At 64.7% G+C, this 16,732-nt stretch carries 14 protein-coding genes and 1 pseudogene; 10 read left to right on the top strand and 5 right to left on the bottom strand.

Translation table 11 applies throughout. From position 1 onward, the window contains the following. Positions 1-46: 46 nt before the first annotated feature. Genes M52SOB_RS01000 through M52SOB_RS00990 form a run of 3 tightly spaced genes read right to left on the bottom strand, consistent with a single transcriptional unit; the run spans position 47 to position 4,020 of the window. The gene (locus tag M52SOB_RS01000) at positions 47-2,188 is read right to left on the bottom strand and encodes a sensor domain-containing protein (RefSeq protein ID WP_131110021.1); all 2,142 of its coding nucleotides are present in this window, start codon (positions 2,186-2,188) and stop codon (positions 47-49) included. A gap of 11 nt (positions 2,189-2,199) precedes the next feature. Continuing rightward, positions 2,200-3,372: an EAL and HDOD domain-containing protein gene (locus M52SOB_RS00995; RefSeq protein WP_172601712.1), complete on the bottom strand. Its 1,173-nt coding sequence runs from the start codon at positions 3,370-3,372 to the stop codon at positions 2,200-2,202. A gap of 48 nt (positions 3,373-3,420) precedes the next feature. Continuing rightward, positions 3,421-4,020 (bottom strand): 5-formyltetrahydrofolate cyclo-ligase, encoded by a 600-nt coding sequence (locus M52SOB_RS00990; RefSeq protein ID WP_131110017.1) that lies wholly within the window; start codon positions 4,018-4,020, stop codon positions 3,421-3,423. Between the two features lie 55 nt (positions 4,021-4,075). Between M52SOB_RS00990 and M52SOB_RS00985 the strand changes: the two genes are divergently transcribed. From M52SOB_RS00985 to M52SOB_RS00975, 3 genes are read left to right on the top strand one after another with little or no spacing between them, the layout of a single operon-like run. Then, positions 4,076-6,028 carry a lytic transglycosylase domain-containing protein gene (locus tag M52SOB_RS00985; protein ID WP_172601711.1) on the top strand — a complete coding sequence of 651 codons (1,953 nt, stop codon included), beginning with the start codon at positions 4,076-4,078 and terminating at the stop codon, positions 6,026-6,028. Beyond that, positions 6,025-6,903 carry a complex I NDUFA9 subunit family protein gene (locus M52SOB_RS00980; protein ID WP_131110013.1) on the top strand — a complete coding sequence of 293 codons (879 nt, stop codon included), beginning with the start codon at positions 6,025-6,027 and terminating at the stop codon, positions 6,901-6,903. The genes M52SOB_RS00985 and M52SOB_RS00980 overlap by 4 nt, the downstream gene beginning before the upstream one ends. Then, a complete protein-coding gene (locus tag M52SOB_RS00975; protein ID WP_131110011.1) occupies positions 6,900-8,117 on the top strand; it encodes a multifunctional CCA addition/repair protein in 1,218 nt (405 codons plus the stop codon). Before M52SOB_RS00980 ends, M52SOB_RS00975 begins: the two co-directional genes overlap by 4 nt. Here the strand turns inward: M52SOB_RS00975 and M52SOB_RS00970 are convergent. Both M52SOB_RS00970 and M52SOB_RS00965 read right to left on the bottom strand, forming a co-directional pair. Next, the gene (locus tag M52SOB_RS00970; protein ID WP_131110009.1) at positions 8,092-10,071 is read right to left on the bottom strand and encodes a UvrD-helicase domain-containing protein; all 1,980 of its coding nucleotides are present in this window, start codon (positions 10,069-10,071) and stop codon (positions 8,092-8,094) included. The two genes, M52SOB_RS00975 and M52SOB_RS00970, sit on opposite strands and share 26 nt — an antisense overlap. A 55-nt stretch (positions 10,072-10,126) precedes the next feature. Beyond that, positions 10,127-10,255, bottom strand: a pseudogene (locus M52SOB_RS00965) (DUF4197 family protein); the annotation flags it as partial. 89 nt (positions 10,256-10,344) lie between these two features. Between M52SOB_RS00965 and M52SOB_RS00960 the strand changes: the two are divergent. The 7 genes from M52SOB_RS00960 (at position 10,345) to phoR (ending at position 16,723) form a co-directional block, all read left to right on the top strand. Further along, complete coding sequence (locus tag M52SOB_RS00960) at positions 10,345-11,331, top strand: PstS family phosphate ABC transporter substrate-binding protein (protein WP_131110007.1); 987 nt, start codon at positions 10,345-10,347, stop codon at positions 11,329-11,331. A 72-nt stretch (positions 11,332-11,403) separates the two neighbouring features. Further along, positions 11,404-12,342 carry a phosphate ABC transporter permease subunit PstC gene (gene pstC / locus M52SOB_RS00955; RefSeq protein WP_131110005.1) on the top strand — a complete coding sequence of 313 codons (939 nt, stop codon included), beginning with the start codon at positions 11,404-11,406 and terminating at the stop codon, positions 12,340-12,342. Between the two features lies 1 nt (position 12,343). Continuing rightward, positions 12,344-13,273: a phosphate ABC transporter permease PstA gene (gene pstA, locus M52SOB_RS00950; protein ID WP_284155138.1), complete on the top strand. Its 930-nt coding sequence runs from the start codon at positions 12,344-12,346 to the stop codon at positions 13,271-13,273. A gap of 5 nt (positions 13,274-13,278) precedes the next feature. Further along, positions 13,279-14,070 (top strand): phosphate ABC transporter ATP-binding protein PstB, encoded by a 792-nt coding sequence (gene pstB / locus M52SOB_RS00945; RefSeq protein ID WP_284155137.1) that lies wholly within the window; start codon positions 13,279-13,281, stop codon positions 14,068-14,070. 9 nt (positions 14,071-14,079) lie between these two features. Beyond that, complete coding sequence (phoU, locus tag M52SOB_RS00940) at positions 14,080-14,787, top strand: phosphate signaling complex protein PhoU (protein WP_131110001.1); 708 nt, start codon at positions 14,080-14,082, stop codon at positions 14,785-14,787. Then, positions 14,784-15,479 carry a response regulator gene (locus tag M52SOB_RS00935; protein WP_131109999.1) on the top strand — a complete coding sequence of 232 codons (696 nt, stop codon included), beginning with the start codon at positions 14,784-14,786 and terminating at the stop codon, positions 15,477-15,479. Before phoU ends, M52SOB_RS00935 begins: the two co-directional genes overlap by 4 nt. Then, a complete protein-coding gene (phoR, locus tag M52SOB_RS00930) occupies positions 15,476-16,723 on the top strand; it encodes a phosphate regulon sensor histidine kinase PhoR (protein WP_131109997.1) in 1,248 nt (415 codons plus the stop codon). The genes M52SOB_RS00935 and phoR overlap by 4 nt, the downstream gene beginning before the upstream one ends. Positions 16,724-16,732 lie beyond the last annotated feature (9 nt).

The following is a 16,732-nucleotide window of genomic DNA, read 5'->3' as shown; positions in this document are numbered from 1 at the left end:
GGCGCTCAAAGTCGGCGCTGGCGGCACGGCACGAGATGGGACAGGTTCAACGCGGTGGTATGGTGAGTCCGGCTTTGAGCATCTCTTCGAACGTCGTTGGCGGCACCGGCGGCGAGAAATGGTAACCCTGGATTTCCTGGCAGCCGAGCCGGCTGAGGAACTCCAGTTGCGCTCGCGTCTCGACCCCTTCGGCGACGACATGCAGATCGAGGCTGTGCGCCAGGCTGATGATCGCCCGAGCGATCGCGCAGTCGTTCTCGTCATCGGGTATGCCCTTGACGAACGAACGGTCGATCTTCAAGGTATCGATCGGGAAACGTTTGAGGTAGGAGAGGCTCGAATAGCCGGTGCCGAAATCGTCCAATGCCAATGAAACGCCCAGTGCATCCAGGCTGTCGATCAGTTCCATGACCATGGCATTGCGCTGGGTCAGCAGGCTTTCGGTGATCTCGAGCTGCACTTGTTCCGGCGCCACGCCGTGGCGTTCCAGCAAGGCTTGTAGCCGTTCCGCCAAGCCGGGTTGGAAATCGCGCGCCGAGAGATTGATCGCGATTCGCATAGGCTGCAAACCAGCCTCCCCCCAGGCGCGCATCTGCTGCAAGGCGGCATCGAGCACCCAGCCGGTCAGGTCGGTGATCAGGTCGGTCTCTTCGGCGATTGGGATGAAGGCATCGGGCGGCAACAGGCCGAGATCGGGGTTCTGCCAGCGCACCAGCGCCTCGGCACCGGCGATACGACCGGTGGCGACATCGATCTTGGGCTGATAGAGCAGGCGCAGCTCGTTGCGGGCGATGCCCTGGCGCAGGCCGGATTCGAGACGCAGGCGTTCGAGCGCCTGCCGGTTCATCTCCTGGCTGAAGAACATGTAACCGGTCTGGCCGGTTTCCTTGCAACGATACATCGCGATGTCGGCCATGCGCAGCAGGGTTTCCGGCGTGTTGCCATCACGCGGAAAGACGCTGATGCCGATCGCGGCACCCACACGCAGCGTGTGCCCCTCGATACGGAAGGGTGGCTCCAACGCATCGAGCACCTTCTGCGCCACCCGCGCCGCATGCTCGCGGCGCGCGATGTCGAACAGCGCGATGACGAATTCATCGCCGCCGAGCCGGGCGACGACATCCTCGGTGCGCACCGCCGTGCGCAGGCGTTCGGCGACCTGCTGCAGCAACCGGTCGCCAGCCGCATGGCCGAGACTGTCATTGATCGGCTTGAAGCGGTTGAGGTCGATGAACAGCAACGCACCGCTGCGGCGGTAACGGCGCGATGCGGCGAGCGACTGTTCGAGCAGACGGTGCAGCAGCGCACGGTTGGGCAGGCCGGTCAAGCTGTCGTAATAGGCGAGATGATGGATGCGTTCCTCGGCTGCCTTGCGCTCGGTGATGTCGGCGAAGATCGAGAAATAGTTGCAGATGCGGCCCTCGCGGTTGCGCACCAGGCTGATCGAGGCCCAGCTCGGGAAATCCTCGCCGTTCTTGCGGCGGGTCCAGATTTCGCCATGCCAGCTGCCGGTTTCCTCGACACACTGCCAGAGCTCTTCGTAGAAATGCAGTGGATGCCGCGCCGAGCGCAAGAGCGTCGGCAGCCGGCCGATCACTTCCTCTTCCGTGTAGCCGGTCATCTTCGTGAATGCCGGATTCGCCGACAGGATGCGTCGGTCCGGCCCGGTGATCAGGATGCTCTCCTGGCTGAACTCGAAGATGCGCGCATGCAGCCGCAAGGTCTTTTCGGTCTCGATGCGCGCAGTGATGTCGGACAGATAACCGACGATGCCGACCGGCTGGCCGTTCTCGTCGTGAGCCAGGGAAAGCTGCAGGCTCGCCCAGAACACTTCGCCCGACTTGCGGCGCCGGCGCACTTCCATTTCGTGGCCATTCTCACCGAGAAAGGCCGTCTCGCGGAATTCCGCGTCCTCTTCGGCATCGGGATCGGCATAGAGGAACAGGATGTGCTTGCCGATCGCTTCTTCGGCGGTATAGCCGAACATTTTCTCGGCCATCTTGTTCCAACCGGTGATGTGGCCGGAGAGGTCCATCGTGATGATCGACTCATGGACCTGATCGAGCACCTTGACCTGGCTGGCGAGCTGGCAGGCGCCGGATACCGCGCGCGCCGCCGCACACATCGCGCGCGCCTGTTCGAGGCTGGGGATGGCTGGCAGGGGAAAGGGATTCTCGTGCTCGGCCATAGCCCTCCCGGTCAGGCTTCCCTGCCGACCCGCGCTGCCCAGCCGGCCGCATCGATCAGCATCGCGGCCCAGGCTTCCCGATCGATGCCGAGCGAAGCGAGCGCTGCGGCAAGCGCCGGCAGGTCGTCCTGTTCCGCGGTCTCGGCTGTCTTCAGGAAAAGGCCGAGCTCGCCATGCCGGCCCAGCAGCGCCTGCTCGATCTCCTTGGCGAGATTGAGCGGGGCGAGGATTTCCGCCAGCGGCTGGCCGAACAATTGATCGAGCAGCGAGAACATCCCCGTCATGAAGGCCTGGTCGAACTGGTCATGCGTCATGCCGCGCCGCCGGGCGATCGATTCGAGCAATTGGCCGCGCAGCGCGGCCAGCGGCAGCAGCGGGTTGCCGAACTCGCTTCCGGGCGGTCGGGCGAACAGCAGCAGCGTCACCCAGCGCAGCAGTTGACGTCGCCCGAGCATGATCAGCGCCTGGGAAAAATTCTCGATCCGCCGCCTCGGCATGAAGGCGACCGAATTCACCAATCTCAATAGCTTGTAGGAGAGGTAGGCATCGCGCTTGAACACCGCCTCGATCTGGGTCAGCTCGGCATCGGCGGTGATCAGCGCCAGCAGACGGAGCAGCTGGCTGCGCATGGCCGGATCGCCCGTCATCGTCGGGAGAGCCATCCCCGCGTAATGCCCGGCGAGCCAGTGAAAGCGGCAAAATCCAGGGCACACCTTCTCGGTCGTGCCCAGCGCCAGATGCGGGCCGGGACGCTCGACCAGCAGCCTGACCAGGTGTTCCGGCGCGCTGCTGCCGGGGCAGGCCACCGCGAGGGAAGTGATCTCGGGCGCCAATGCCGCATTCTCGGCCGGCACGCCGGCGGCCATCAGACCGAACCCGGCCTTGCGTAAGGCTTGCAGGGTCTCGCGATGCGCTGCCTCCGCCCCTGTCTGCCAGGAGAACAACAGGATCAGACGATCACGCGGCAAATCCTTCGTCAGCGCGGGATCGATGCGCAGCGGGTCGGCCGGCACGATACAGGGCAGCGTGCCCAACACGCCGGCCAGCGAGCAATCCTCGATGAGACGCTGCAATCCGGCAGTGTCGAAAGGCGCTTCGGCCGTCAGCCGCAAGGCGACCCAGGCATGCCGGGCATCGAGTACCGGCGCGAGGGTGATCAACGGAATGGCGTTCGAGGTTTTCATTTGGGCAGGCTCCATTGTCTATGACTTTCTGGCTATCGAGTGGCGCGATCAGGGGTGCTTGAAGCTGCGTATTCCGCTTTCCGTCACGATCAGGTCGAGCGGGATGTCGTGCGGCTGGGGCTGCAGATCGTCCACCGCGCCCAGATCGAAACCGACGCCGATCGTCAGCGGATGCGCGCGCATCGCCGCCAGCGTGCGATCGAAATAACCGCCCCCGTAGCCGAGACGATAACCCGCCGCGTCGAAGGCGACGAGGGGCAGCAGCAGGACCTCCGGCTCGCGCGTGCGATGTGTCGCCGGCACCGGGATACCGTAGGGATCGACGCTCATCGGCGCCTGCGGCCACCAGGCGAAAAACTCCATCGGCGCATTCAGCGCCCGCACCACCGGCATCGCGGCCTGCCAGCCGGCCGCGAGCAGCCGCTCGATCAACGGGCGGCAATCCACCTCGGCGCGTATCGGCAAACAGAAAGCGATCATCCCCGCCGGCCGCGCCAGCAGGAACTCGCCGAGATGATGGCAGACCGCCACGCTGGCGGCCCGATGCGCCGCCGCCGGCATCGCCATGCGCGCGGCAATCATCTCGCGTCGCAGCCTCGCCCGTAGGGCATCTGGATCAACGGCGGTTTGGCGGGTTTTCTCGGTCATGGTGGGCCTCTCGCACTATGCTAATCTGAAAAGATTCGAGCGGAGTCGTCACAAGATGAAACGTTTCCTCGCCACCGTGCTACTCATCACCCTGCCGGCCTGGCTGCAGGCGGCACCGGCGGCTGAAGACGCGGCTTTCGCTGCCGCACGCGAGGCTTATGCCAGGAAGGATCGCGCGGCACTCGCCGATGCCGTGGCGAGCCTGGGCACACATCCGCTCGCAGCTTGGGCGCGTTACTTTCAATTGAGTCTGCAGCTCGCCGACCGAAAGAATCCTTCGGACGAAGGTGTCGCGGAATTCGTCGAGCGCGAGGCCGGCACTTGGCTCGGCGAGAAGATGCGCGCCGAATGGCTCAAGTGGCTGGTCGAACGGCAGGACTGGCAACGCGCGCGCGAACAATTCGCCCGCTTGCAGCGACCCGATGCGGAAAGCCTCTGCCGCGGTCTCGAAGCGCGCTTGCAGCTCGGTGAGCCCGAGGCGTCAAAGGATGCGCTGGCGATCCTGGCCTCCCCGCAGCCGCTCGCCACGAGCTGCCTGTCACCGCTGGGGCGCCTCGCAGCGAGAGGCGAGCTGCCGAGCGAGATGTTGTGGGAGCGCCTGTTCCGCCAATGGGCGGGCGGCAAGCTCAAGGAAGCGAGGGTCCTCGCCAGCTGGCTGCCCGACGGCAAGGCGCCCACGATGCGCGAGCTGGACGACATTGCCGAGCATCCGGTCCGGGCTGCGATACGGTTGAGCGAACGTTTCGCCACCCAGCGCCACGGTGGCGAACTCATCGCGCTCGCCATTCTGCGTATGGCCCGCTCCGACGTGCATGTCGCCGCAGCGCGCTGGCAGGAGATCGAGGCGCGGCTGCCCGCCGATCTGCGTGCTCTCGTCTGGGGACGCCTCGCGCTCGCCGCCGCACTGGCCCACCAAGCCGAGGCGGTCGACTGGTTCGACCGCGCAGAGCAGCTCGGCGCACGCTTCGACGACGAACAACATGGCTGGCGCATCCGCGCGAGCTTGCGCGCCGGCGACTGGCAGGGGGTGTTGCGCGCGAGCGCCCAGCTTCCCGCAACGCTGACCGACCGGCCGGAATGGCGCTACTGGCGCGCGCGGGCCCTGGCCGCGCTCGGCAGGTCGGATGAGGCGCAAATGCTTTATCGGCAGATCGCCGGCAAGGACGATTTCTATGGCATCCTCGCCAGCGAGGCGCTCGGGCAGCGGATCGGTCTGCCGCCACCCGCCCAGCCGCCGAGCCCCGAAGAGCGTCGTGAGGCCGAAAGCCATCCCACGCTGATACGTGCGCTGGCGCTGATCCGCGCCGAACTGCGCAACGAGGGCGTGCGCGAGTGGAACTGGGCGCTGGCCGGCATGAACGACCGGCAGCTTTTGGCCGCCGCCGATCTTGCCCGCCGCAACGAGGTCATCGACCGTGCGATCAACACCGCCGAGCGCACCCGCGCCGAACACGATTTCGCGCTGCGCTATCCGACGCCGTTTTTCGAACAAGTCGCGCCGCGCGTGCGCGAGGTCGCACTGGATCCCGCCTGGGTGTATGGGCTGATGCGCCAGGAAAGCCGCTTCGTGATGGACGCGAAATCGAGCGCCGGCGCCAAGGGTCTGATGCAACTGATGCCCGCCACTGCGAAATGGGTGGCGAAAAAGATCGGCCTGACCAGTTACCATCCGGGCAAGGTCACCGACATGGACATCAACGTGACGCTCGGCACGAACTACCTGCGCATGGTGATGGACAGTCTCGATGACCACCCCGTGCTCGCCACCGCCGCCTACAACGCCGGACCTGGGCGGGCGCGCAAATGGCGTGCCGACGTGCCGCTCGAAGGCGCGATCTACGCCGAGACGATCCCGTTCAACGAAACGCGCGATTATGTGAAGAAGGTGATGGCGAATGCGATGCACTATGCCATCGTGATGGAAGGAGCGGCGCCTTCGCTGACGGCGCGGCTCGGCACCATTCGCCCGCGCGGTTTTGGTGATACTCCCGCGGAAAACCTGCCATGAAGAACGCTTTGTTGATCGGCGGCACCGGCTTTCTGGGCAGCGCGCTGGCGTGCCGTCTCGCCAGCGCCGACTTTGCGCTGACACTGCCGACGCGCCGCCGCGAACGGGCGAAACATCTCACCGTCCTGCCGACCGCCAGCGTCATCGAAGCCGACGTGCATGACCCGGCCACGCTGGCCCGACTGATGGCCGGACAGGATCTGGTCGTCAGCCTCGTCGGCATCCTCAAAGGCGATTTCCAGCGCACGCACGTCGAGCTGCCAGGGAAAATCGCCCGCGCCGCCGCCGCGGCCAATGTTCCGCGGCTGATCCACATCTCGGCGCTCGCCGCCGCGCCGGATGCCCCCTCCGAATATCTGCAGAGCAAGGCCGCAGGCGAGGCGGCGGTGAAGGCCGCCTATCCGCAAGCGACGATCTTCCAGCCCTCGGTGATCTTCGGCCGCGGCGACAGCTTCCTGACGCTGTTCGCCTCGCTGCTCGAGCTCGCGCCGCTGGTGCCGCTCGCCTGTCCCGAGGCGCGCTTCCAGCCGGTCTGGGTCGAGGACGTCGTCTCGGCCATCGTCGCCAGTCTCGATCATCCCGAAAGCCAGGGACAAACCTATCCGCTTTGTGGTCCGCGCGTCTATACCCTGCGCGAGCTGGTCGCCTATACCGGCTGGCTTTCCGGCCATCCACGCCCGATCATCGGTTTGCCCCTCGCGCTTTCCTATCTGCAGGCATTCGTCATGGAATGGCTGCCCAACGGTCCGATGACGCGTGACAACGTGCGTTCGATGCAGGTACCGAACGTCTGTCCGCAAGGCTGCACGCTGCCCTTCGGTCTGGCCGCCACGCCGCTCGAAGCGGTGGCGCCGGGCTATCTCGCCAAGCAATGAAGGTTTTCTGCGTCGGCGGCGCAGTGCGCGACGAACTGCTCGGCCTGCCGGTGCAGGATCGCGACTGGGTGGTGGTAGGCAGCACCCCTGAAGAAATGCTCTCCCGCGGCTTTACGCCGGTCGGCAAGGATTTCCCGGTGTTCCTGCACCCGCGCACGCATGAGGAATACGCCCTGGCACGCACCGAACGGAAAAGCGGCCGCGGCTATCACGGCTTCACTTTTCATACCTCGCCCGAGGTGACGCTGGAGGAGGATCTGGCGCGCCGCGACCTGACGATCAATACGATCGCCAAGGCCGAGGACGGCACGCTGATCGACCCTTTCGGCGGCCGCGCCGATCTGGAGAAGAAGATCCTGCGCCACGTCTCGCCGGCCTTCGCCGAGGATCCGGTGCGCATCCTGCGCGTCGCGCGTTTTGCCGCGCGCTTCGCCGACTTTTCCATCGCGCCGGAGACGCTGGCCCTGATGCGCGCGGTGGTGGAAAACGGCGAGGTCGATCACCTGGTGCCGGAACGCGTCTGGCAGGAGCTGGCGCGGGGCCTCATGGAGCACCGCCCCTCGCGGATGTTCGAGTCTCTGCGCGCCTGCGGCGCACTGGCGAAACTGTTGCCGGAGCTCGATCGTCTCTGGGGCGTGCCGCAGCGCGCCGACTACCATCCGGAGGTGGATACCGGCGTGCATGTGATGATGGTGATCGACATGGCCGCGCGCCTGAATCTCTCCCTGCCGGCGCGCTTTGCCGCGCTCACCCACGATCTGGGCAAGGGGATGACGCCGGCCGAAATCCTGCCGCGCCACGTCGGCCACGAGCAGAAAAGCGTCGCGCTCATCGAGCCGCTCGCCGCACGTCTCAAGGTGCCGGCCGCCTGCCGTGATCTCGCGCTCCTGGTGGCGCGCTTCCACGGCGACCTCCACAAGGTCGCCGAACTGCGCCCAGAAACGCAGCTTAAGATTCTGGAGCGCTGCGATGCGCTGCGCCGTCCGGCCCGCTTCACGGAAATCCTCGCGGCCTGCGAAGCCGATTACCGCGGCCGGCTTGGCTGGGAAGACAAGGACTACGCGGCGGCCCGCAGCTGGCGGCAGGCACTCGCCGCGGCGCAGGCCGTCGATGCCGGCGCGATCGCCAAAGCTTGCGCCGATCCGCAGCAGATTCCCGCGCGCATTCATGAAGCGCGCGTGGCGGCGATCAAGGCTGTTTCAACAGCGCCTTGAAGGCCGCCAGCCGCGCATTGCCGGCGGCCTTGTCGACAGTCTCTGCTTCCGGGACGGCACCCTGACCCTCGTGTCTGACATCGTCGCCCATCTCGGCGATGAAACGCGACGGCGTGCGCTCGACGATCTCCTTGCCCTGTTTGCGCTTCAGACACCAGCTCACGTTGAGGGAGAGCTGCGCGCGCGTGATGCCGACATACATGAGCCGCCGCTCTTCCTCGATGTTGCCGGCGTCGATGGCCTCGCGGTGCGGCAAGATGCCCTCCTCGACGCCGACCAGGAAGACATGGCGGAATTCCAGCCCCTTCGCCGCGTGCAAGGTGGCGAGCTGCACCGCGTCGGCATCTGCCTCTTCCTGGTCGAGCATCGTGATCAGCGCCACGGTCTGCGCCAGTTCCAGGAGGGTCTTGTTCTCCTCCTCACCTTTCGCCGCCAGCCATTGGACGAAGTCGCGCACGTTGGCAAGCCGCGCTTCGGCCTCACGCGGCTCCATGCTTTCCAGCAACCAAGCCTCGTAGCCGATCGCCTTGAGGAAGTCGGCGAGCACCTGTCCTGCCGGTTCGCGCTCGGCGCGCGATGCCATGCGATCGATGAAGGCGGCGAATTCGCGCAAAGCAGCCAGGGGTGCGGCCTTGATTTCGAGCTCGATGCCCGGCGCGCAGATCGCCGCGAACAGGCCGATGTGACGTCGTCCCGCCGCCTGGCCGAGCGCTTCGAGCGTCGTGCCGCCGATACCCCGCTTGGGCGTGGTGACGGCGCGGATGAAGGCCGGATCGTCTTCACGATTCGCCAACAGACGCAGATAACTGGTGAGGTCTTTGATCTCGCTTTTGTCGAAAAAGGATTGACCACCGGAGAGCCGATAGGGCACCTTGTGGGCGCGTAGCTGCTGCTCGAAGAGGCGCGCCTGATGATTGCCGCGATAGAGGATCGCGTAGTCGCGCCAGCGGCCGCGTGTCTCGAACTTGTGCGCCAGCAGCCGCGTGACCACCCATTCCGCCTCGTGCTGATCGTCACGGCAGGCCATGACGCGGATCACCTCGCCATGCCCCTTGTCCGACCAGAGCTTCTTCTCGAACAGCTTGGGATTGTGGCGGATCACGCTGTTGGCCGCCTTGAGGATGCGCGTCGTCGAGCGGTAGTTCTGTTCGAGCTTGACGACCTTGAGACGCGGATAGTCGGCGGCGAGCTGGTTCAAGTTTTCGACGTCGGCGCCGCGCCAGGCATAGATCGACTGGTCGTCGTCGCCCACCGCGGTGAACGCGGCGCGCTCGCCGGTGAGCAAGCGCATCAGCCGGTTCTGGCAGCGGTTGGTGTCCTGGTATTCATCGACCAAGAGGTGCCAGATGCGTGTGCGCCAGCGCGCGGCGATTTCTTCGTCCTGTTCGAGCAGCCGCACCGGCTTAATGATCAGGTCGTCGAAATCGACGGCCTGGTAGGCATGAAGCGTGCGTTCGTAGTCGGCATAGACGCGGGCCGCGCCGGCTTCGAGGTCGTCCGCGGGAACGACGTCCTCGGGGCCGAGCAGCGCATTCTTCCACAACGAGATGCGCTGCTGGATCAGCTTCACGCGCGCTTTGTCGGCATCCTTCATCAGCTCGGCGAACAGCGCCGAAGTATCGCTGGCATCGAGAATCGAAAAGCCGGGTTTCAAGCCCGCCGCCTTGGCCTCCATGCGCAGAAACTTCGCGCCCAGCGCGTGGAAGGTGCTGATATTCACTTCGCTGGCACGCTCGCCGACGCGCTTGGCGACGCGCTCCTTCATCTCACGCGCGGCCTTGTTGGTGAAGGTGATCGCCGTGACGTGCGCGGGCTGCAGGCCGACTTCGCCGATCAGATAGGCGATCTTCTCGGTGATCACGCGCGTCTTGCCGGAGCCGGCGCCGGCCAGCACCAAGAGCGGACCGTCGAGATAACGGATCGCCTCCCGTTGGGGTGGGTTGAGTCCTTGCATGGAGAGCGGTTGTGGTCTGACGGGGTGGTCGGTGCCGTCCCGCCAGCGCCGACTTTCACTTCAGCGCGCCGAACACCTTCTGCGCCAGATTGCCGGCGGCGCCGACCGGGTTTTCGCGAATCGCCTTTTCTTCCTCGGCGATCATCAGGTAGAGGCCGTCGAGCGCCTTCTCGGCGACGGAGTTTATCGCGCCATTTCGAATCTGTCATGGGGCTGTCACAATCGGCCAGCAAAATGCGCAGCACTTCAACAGGAAAACACCAAGGAGCCGACATGAATCTCATCCGTAAAACCGTATTCGTTGCCCTCGCCGGCCTGATGGCCGCCGGCGCCGCCCAGGCCCAAATCGTCAAGATCGACGGCTCGTCGACCGTCTATCCGATCACCGAAGGCGTCGCCGAAGAGTTCCAGAAGGCCAAGAAGGGCGCCGTCAAGGTCACCGTCGGCATTTCCGGCACCGGCGGCGGCTTCAAGAAATTCTGCCGCGGCGAAACCGACATCCAGGATGCCTCGCGCCCCATTCTGCAGAAGGAAATGGAAGACTGCGCCAAGGCCGGCATCAAGTACTACGAGCTGCCGGTCGCCTTCGACGCGTTGACCGTCGTGGTCAATCCGAAGAGCCCGATCAAGCAATTGACCGTCGCCGAACTGAAGACCCTATGGGAACCGGCCGCGCAAGGCAAGATCACCCATTGGAACCAGGTCAACCCCACCTTCCCGAATGCGCCGCTCAAGCTCTTCGGCGCTGGCGCCGATTCCGGCACGTTCGACTATTTCACCGAAGCCGTCGTCGGTAAGGCGAAATCCTCGCGGGGTGACTACACCGCTTCGGAAGACGACAACGTGCTCGTGCAGGGTGTGGCGCGCGATGTGAATGCGATCGGCTACTTCGGCTATGCCTACTACGCCGAAAACCAGGACAAGCTGAAAGCCGTACCGATCGTCAATGCCGCCGGCAAGGCTGTCGCCCCTTCGGAAGCCGCAGTGATCGACGGCAGCTACAACCCGCTATCGCGCCCGATCTTCATCTATGTCAGCGAGGCCGCCTACAAGCGTCCCGAGGTCAGGGAATTCGTCGAGTTCTACCTGAAACACGGCGCCAACATGGCCAAGGAAGTCAAGTATGTGCCGCTGCCGGCGAAAGCCTATGAAGTCGCCGCCGAGCATCTGAAGAAAGGCAAGCTCGGCACCGCCTTCGGTGGTAAGAACGAGGTCGGCATCAAGATCGACGATCTCCTTGCACGCGAAGCCAAGCTGTAAACTGACGCCTTGCATGGCTTGCGCTCCGGGTTCGGCAACGGCCCCGGAGCGTCGTTGCGAACGGAGCCCATCATGTCATCCCTGCCTGCAGCACCCGCCTCCCGGCCGATCAGCGATCGCCTTGCCAAGCGTGCCAGCCGCCATGTCAAGGAGCGCATCATCGAGGCGATCCTGTTCGCCGCCGCCGCAATATCGGTGTTGGTCACTCTGGGCATCGTTTATGTGCTGCTCAAGGAATCTTTCGTGTTTTTTAGTCAGGTGCCCCTGTGGGATTTCCTCACCGACACCCAGTGGACGCCGTTGTTCGACGATGCCCATTTCGGCATCATCGTGCTGCTCTCGGGCACGGCGGTCAGCTCCTTGGTCGCGCTGCTGGTCGCCATTCCGATCGGCACGACCGTGGCGATCTACCTGTCCGAATTCGCCAGCCCGCATGCGCGCGAGATCGCCAAGCCGGTCCTCGAAGTACTCTCCGGCATTCCCACCGTGGTCTTCGGCTTTTTCGCGCTGTTGTTCGTCACGCCGTTGCTGCAGCGGTTCATCCCGTCGCTGCCAGGCTTCAGCCTGCTGTCGGCCGGCATCGTGATGGGCATCATGATCATCCCGATCGTCAGTTCGATTTCCGAGGATGCGATGCGCGCCGTGCCGATGGCGCTGCGCGAAGGCTCGTACGCGATGGGTGCGACCCGTTTGCAGACGGCGCTCAGGGTGGTGCTACCCGCCGCGATCTCGGGCATCGCCGCCGCCTACATCCTCGCCATCGCGCGCGCCGTGGGCGAGACGATGATCCTTGCCATCGCCGCGGGTATGCAGCCGAATCTGGTATGGAACCCCCTGGAACCGGCGGCGACGATCACCTCGTTCATCGTCCAGGTGGCGCTCGGCGACTTGCCGCACGGTTCGGTCGGCTACAACACGATCTTCGCTGCCGGGCTGACGCTGATGATCTTCACACTCGCGTTCAACCTACTCGGCTTCTGGCTGCAACGCCGCTATCGCGAAAGGTATTGAGATGTCGCTGGCCGCCGAAGAAATTGCCCTGATCCGCGCCAACATCGCCAAACGCAAGCGGGGCGACTGGCTATTCACCACACTCGGCGTCCTGTGCCTGGTGATCGCCTTCGCCACCATCGCCGCGCTGTTCGCCGACATGATCATCACCGGCTGGGACCGCCTGCGTCCCGAGTTCTTCACCGCGTTCCCCTCGCGCCGCGCCACCCAGGCCGGCATCCTGTCGGCCTGGGTCGGCAGCGTATTGGTGATGCTCGTCACGGCCGTGGTCGCCGTACCGCTCGGCGTCGCCGCCGGTATCTGGCTCGAGGAATACGCGCCCAACCACTGGTTGACCGATCTCATCGAAATCAACATCAACAACCTCGCCGGCGTGCCCTCGATCATCTATGGCCTGCTGGCGCTGGGCCTGTTCGTCTATTCCTTTGGCCTCGGCCAGAGCATCCAGACCGCCGGACTCACGCTGGCGCTGCTGATCCTGCCGATGGTCATCGTCGCCACACGCGAAGCGATCCGCGCCATCCCGCAGATGATCCGCGAGGCTGCTTACGGCCTCGGCGCGACGAAGTGGCAGACCATCCGGGACCACATCATCCCCTATTCGATGCCCGGCATCCTGACCGGCATCATCCTCGGCCTGTCGCGCGCGATCGGCGAGACGGCGCCGATCATCACGATCGGCGCGCTCACCTTCATCGCTTTCCTGCCGCCATCGCCGATCACCGACACCGCACCCTTCCTCAATTTCGAATGGCTGAAGGCGCCCTTTACGGTGATGCCGATCCAGATCTTCAACTGGACCTCGCGCCCCGATTCTGCCTTTCACCAAAACGCCGCTGCCGCCGGCGCGATCCTCGTCGCCATGACGCTGGCGATGAACGCACTGGCCATCTGGCTGCGCTACCGCCTGCGCAAGAACATCAAATGGTGACCCCGATGAACACGCCCAAACTTCCGCCAACCCCGGCCAAAGTCAAAGCCGAGACCAGAAACTTCAACTTCTATTACGGCGGGTTCCACGCGCTCAAGAACATCAACCTGCAACTCGGCGAAAACCAGGTCACCGCGCTGATCGGTCCCTCGGGCTGCGGCAAGAGCACGCTCTTGCGCAGCTTCAACCGCATGCACGATTTGTATGCCGGCAACCGCTACGAGGGCGAGCTGATCCTCTATCCGGACAACACGAATCTCGTCGATCCGCGCGTCGATCCCATCGAAGTGCGCATGCGCCTGTCGATGGTATTCCAGAAGCCGAATCCCTTTCCCAAGTCGATCTACGAGAATGTCATCTACGGACAACGCGTGCGCGGCATCACCAAACGTTCGCTCCTCGACGACAAAGTCGAGGAGGCATTGCGTGCCGCCGCCCTTTGGGACGAAGTGAAACATCGTCTCCACGACATGGCTTTCGCGCTCTCCGGCGGGCAGCAACAACGCCTGTGCATCGCACGGGCACTGGCGACCGATCCCGAGGTGCTGCTGTTCGACGAGCCGACCTCGGCGCTCGATCCGATCGCCACGGCCAGCATCGAGGAACTGATCCATGAGCTGAAGAAGAAGGTGACGATCCTGATCGTCACCCACAACATGCAGCAGGCGGCGCGCGTCTCGGATTACACCGCCTATATGTATCTCGGCGAGCTGATCGAATTCGGCGTCACCGACGAAATCTTCATCAAGCCGAAAGACAAACGCACCGAGGACTACATCACCGGCCGCTTTGGCTGAGGAGGGACCATGAGCGAACACCTTTACAAACAATTCGACTCCGAACTCGACGACCTGCGCGCCCAGCTGATGCGCATGGGTGGTCTGGTCGAGGAACAGGTCAGGGATGCCACCCGGGCGCTCGTTGAAGGCGATACTGATCTCATCGACCGCGTCATCGCGCGCGATGCCGAAGTCGACAAATTCGAAATCGAGATCGACACTGCCTGCACCCACGTCATCGCCCGGCGCCAGCCGACCGCCGTCGATCTACGCATGATCATGATGGTCAGCAAGACCGTCACCGACCTCGAACGCATCGGCGACGAAGCCAAGAAGATCGCCAAGGCGGCGCGCAAGATCATGGAGCGCGAACTGGCCGTCACCACACCGCAGATCATGGCGGTACGCCACATGGGTGAACAGTGCGCCACGATGCTCCACGACGTGCTCGATGCCTTCGTGCGCATGGATGCCAATACCGCCCTCGATATCGTCCGCCGGGACAAGGAGATCGACCAGCATTTCCGCTCCATCACGCGCGAGCTGGTCACCTACATGATGGAAGACCCGCGCACAATCTCGTCGGCGCTCGACATCATCTTCAGCGTCAAGTCGCTGGAGCGCGTCGGCGATCATGCCAAGAACATCGCCCGCGATGTAATCTTCATCGTCAAGGGCCGCGACGTGCGTCACTTGAAGCTCGACGAGCTGGAGCAGGAGGCTGCCGCACAATGAGCGGGCGGGCGCGCATTCTCGTCGTCGAGGATGAGGCCGCGATCCAGGAGCTGCTGCGCTACTCGCTGGAGCAGGCAGCCTTCGAGGTCGTGATCGTCCCTTCCGCCGAGGCGGCGCTGGAGGAAATCCGGCAGCGCCTGCCGGCGCTGGTGTTGCTCGACCTGATGCTGCCCGGCATGTCGGGCAGCGTGTTGGCAAAGCGCTTGCGCAGTGAAGCACGCACGCGCGAGCTGCCGATCATCATGGTCACGGCGCGCGGCGAAGAGGCCGATCGCATTCAGGGCCTGGAGATCGGCGCCGACGACTACGTCAGCAAGCCGTTTTCACCCAAGGAACTGATCGCGCGTATCCGCGCCGTGCTGCGCCGCCGTGCCCCGCATCTGGCTGGCGACCCGGTGGAGATCGGACCGGTACGGCTCGATCCGGGCTCACGCACCGTCACCTGCCACGGTCAGCCCGTTACGCTCGGGCCGACGGAATTCGAGCTGTTGCAATATCTGATGAACCACCCGAACCGGGCGCTCACCCGCGACCAACTGCTCAACGCGCTGCGCGGCGATCATCGTTTTCTCGAAGACCGCACCATCGATGTCTATATCCGCCGTCTGCGCGCCGGACTCGGTCCGGTGGGTGAACAACTGATCGAGACGGTACGCGGCATCGGCTATAAGCTCGCCAGCCCGTCCCGATGAGCGGTGAAACCACCCTCTGGCCACTCCTGCTGCTGGCTGCGCTGGTCATCGCCCTGGGCGCTGCTCTCGCCGGCCAGATCCGCCAGCGCAACGCGCTGCGCGATTGGCTCGCCGCCCCCGAGCTGCAAACCATTCCGGATGGCAGCGGGGCCTGGCGCGAAATCTTTTCCCGCTTGCAGGCTCTGCGCAAGCAAGAGCGCCGCCAGCAGTTCGAGCTCGGCAATGCACTCGAACGCTTCCGCCTCACCATCCAGGCCCTGCCAGCCGGCGTCATGCTGCTCGACGGGCAATTGCGCATCGTTTGGTTGAACGATGCGGCGTGCCGACACTTCGCCCTCGATGCGGCGCGCGATCCCGGCACCCTGGTCAGCCAACTGATCCGGCAAAGTGAATTCCAGCAGCTGGCCGCCGCCTATCGTGCCCATCCCAGCCGGCAATCCGCCCAGCTGCGCGTCGCCGGCAACGATGGCGAGCGCGTGTTGTCGGTCATACTCATCCCCTTTTCCGAAGGGGAAACGCTGCTCGTCTCCACCGATGTCACCGAACAGGTGCGTACCGAAACCATCCGCCGGGATTTCATCGCCAACGTCTCGCACGAACTGCGCACGCCACTGACCGTGATCTCGGGTTTTCTCGAACAGTTCGACACCGCCACGCCGCCGACGGGCGAGGCGGCGCGCGCCTTCATCCGCCTGATGGCCGAACAGGCCGAACGCATGAAGCGCCTCATCGCCGACCTGCTGACCCTGTCGCGTCTGGAAAACAGCGAGCTGCCGCCCAGCGATGAAACCGTCGATATCGCCGCTCTCGTGGCAGCGCTGCGTACCGAGGCACTCGCCCTTTCGGCGGGGCAGCATACGATCGAGACCGCCGAGCTGTCGGACGCCAAGCTGCGCGGCAGCGCGGATGAGCTGCGCAGCGCCTTCGGCAATCTCATCTTCAACGCCGTACGCTATACCCCGGCCGGCGGCAGGATCACGCTGGCCTGGCGCATCGTCGATGGCCAGCCCACCTTCTCCGTCACCGATACCGGCATCGGCATCGCCGCCGAACACATCCCGCGCCTCACCGAGCGCTTCTACCGCGTCGACAAGGGCCGCGCAACCGCTTCGGGTGGCACCGGGCTGGGTTTGGCGATCGTCAAGCATGTGCTGGCGCGCCATGGCGGCAGACTCGAGATCACCTCGGTGCCCGGTCGCGGTAGCACGTTCACCTGCCGCTTTCCTGTGGAGCGCAGTGTTTGAATTCACGCA

It is taken from the genome of Sulfuricystis thermophila (assembly GCF_004323595.1).
Lineage (GTDB): Bacteria > Pseudomonadota > Gammaproteobacteria > Burkholderiales > Rhodocyclaceae > Sulfuricystis > Sulfuricystis thermophila.
The sequence above is the reverse complement of the archived record's forward strand: the minus strand, read 5'-3'. Positions and strand labels throughout refer to the sequence as shown.

Coding starts and splice junctions, on each gene's coding strand:
- M52SOB_RS00975 (WP_131110011.1), top strand. CDS start 6,900: ATGAAGGTTTTCTGCGTCGGCGGCGCAGTGCGCGACGAACTGCTCGGC.
- M52SOB_RS00935 (WP_131109999.1), top strand. CDS start 14,784: ATGAGCGGGCGGGCGCGCATTCTCGTCGTCGAGGATGAGGCCGCGATC.
- M52SOB_RS00995 (WP_172601712.1), bottom strand. CDS start 3,372: ATGAAAACCTCGAACGCCATTCCGTTGATCACCCTCGCGCCGGTACTC.
- M52SOB_RS00985 (WP_172601711.1), top strand. CDS start 4,076: ATGAAACGTTTCCTCGCCACCGTGCTACTCATCACCCTGCCGGCCTGG.
- M52SOB_RS01000 (WP_131110021.1), bottom strand. CDS start 2,188: ATGGCCGAGCACGAGAATCCCTTTCCCCTGCCAGCCATCCCCAGCCTC.
- phoR (WP_131109997.1), top strand. CDS start 15,476: ATGAGCGGTGAAACCACCCTCTGGCCACTCCTGCTGCTGGCTGCGCTG.
- phoU (WP_131110001.1), top strand. CDS start 14,080: ATGAGCGAACACCTTTACAAACAATTCGACTCCGAACTCGACGACCTG.
- pstB (WP_284155137.1), top strand. CDS start 13,279: ATGAACACGCCCAAACTTCCGCCAACCCCGGCCAAAGTCAAAGCCGAG.
- M52SOB_RS00990 (WP_131110017.1), bottom strand. CDS start 4,020: ATGACCGAGAAAACCCGCCAAACCGCCGTTGATCCAGATGCCCTACGG.
- M52SOB_RS00980 (WP_131110013.1), top strand. CDS start 6,025: ATGAAGAACGCTTTGTTGATCGGCGGCACCGGCTTTCTGGGCAGCGCG.
- pstA (WP_284155138.1), top strand. CDS start 12,344: ATGTCGCTGGCCGCCGAAGAAATTGCCCTGATCCGCGCCAACATCGCC.
- M52SOB_RS00970 (WP_131110009.1), bottom strand. CDS start 10,071: ATGCAAGGACTCAACCCACCCCAACGGGAGGCGATCCGTTATCTCGAC.
- pstC (WP_131110005.1), top strand. CDS start 11,404: ATGTCATCCCTGCCTGCAGCACCCGCCTCCCGGCCGATCAGCGATCGC.
- M52SOB_RS00960 (WP_131110007.1), top strand. CDS start 10,345: ATGAATCTCATCCGTAAAACCGTATTCGTTGCCCTCGCCGGCCTGATG.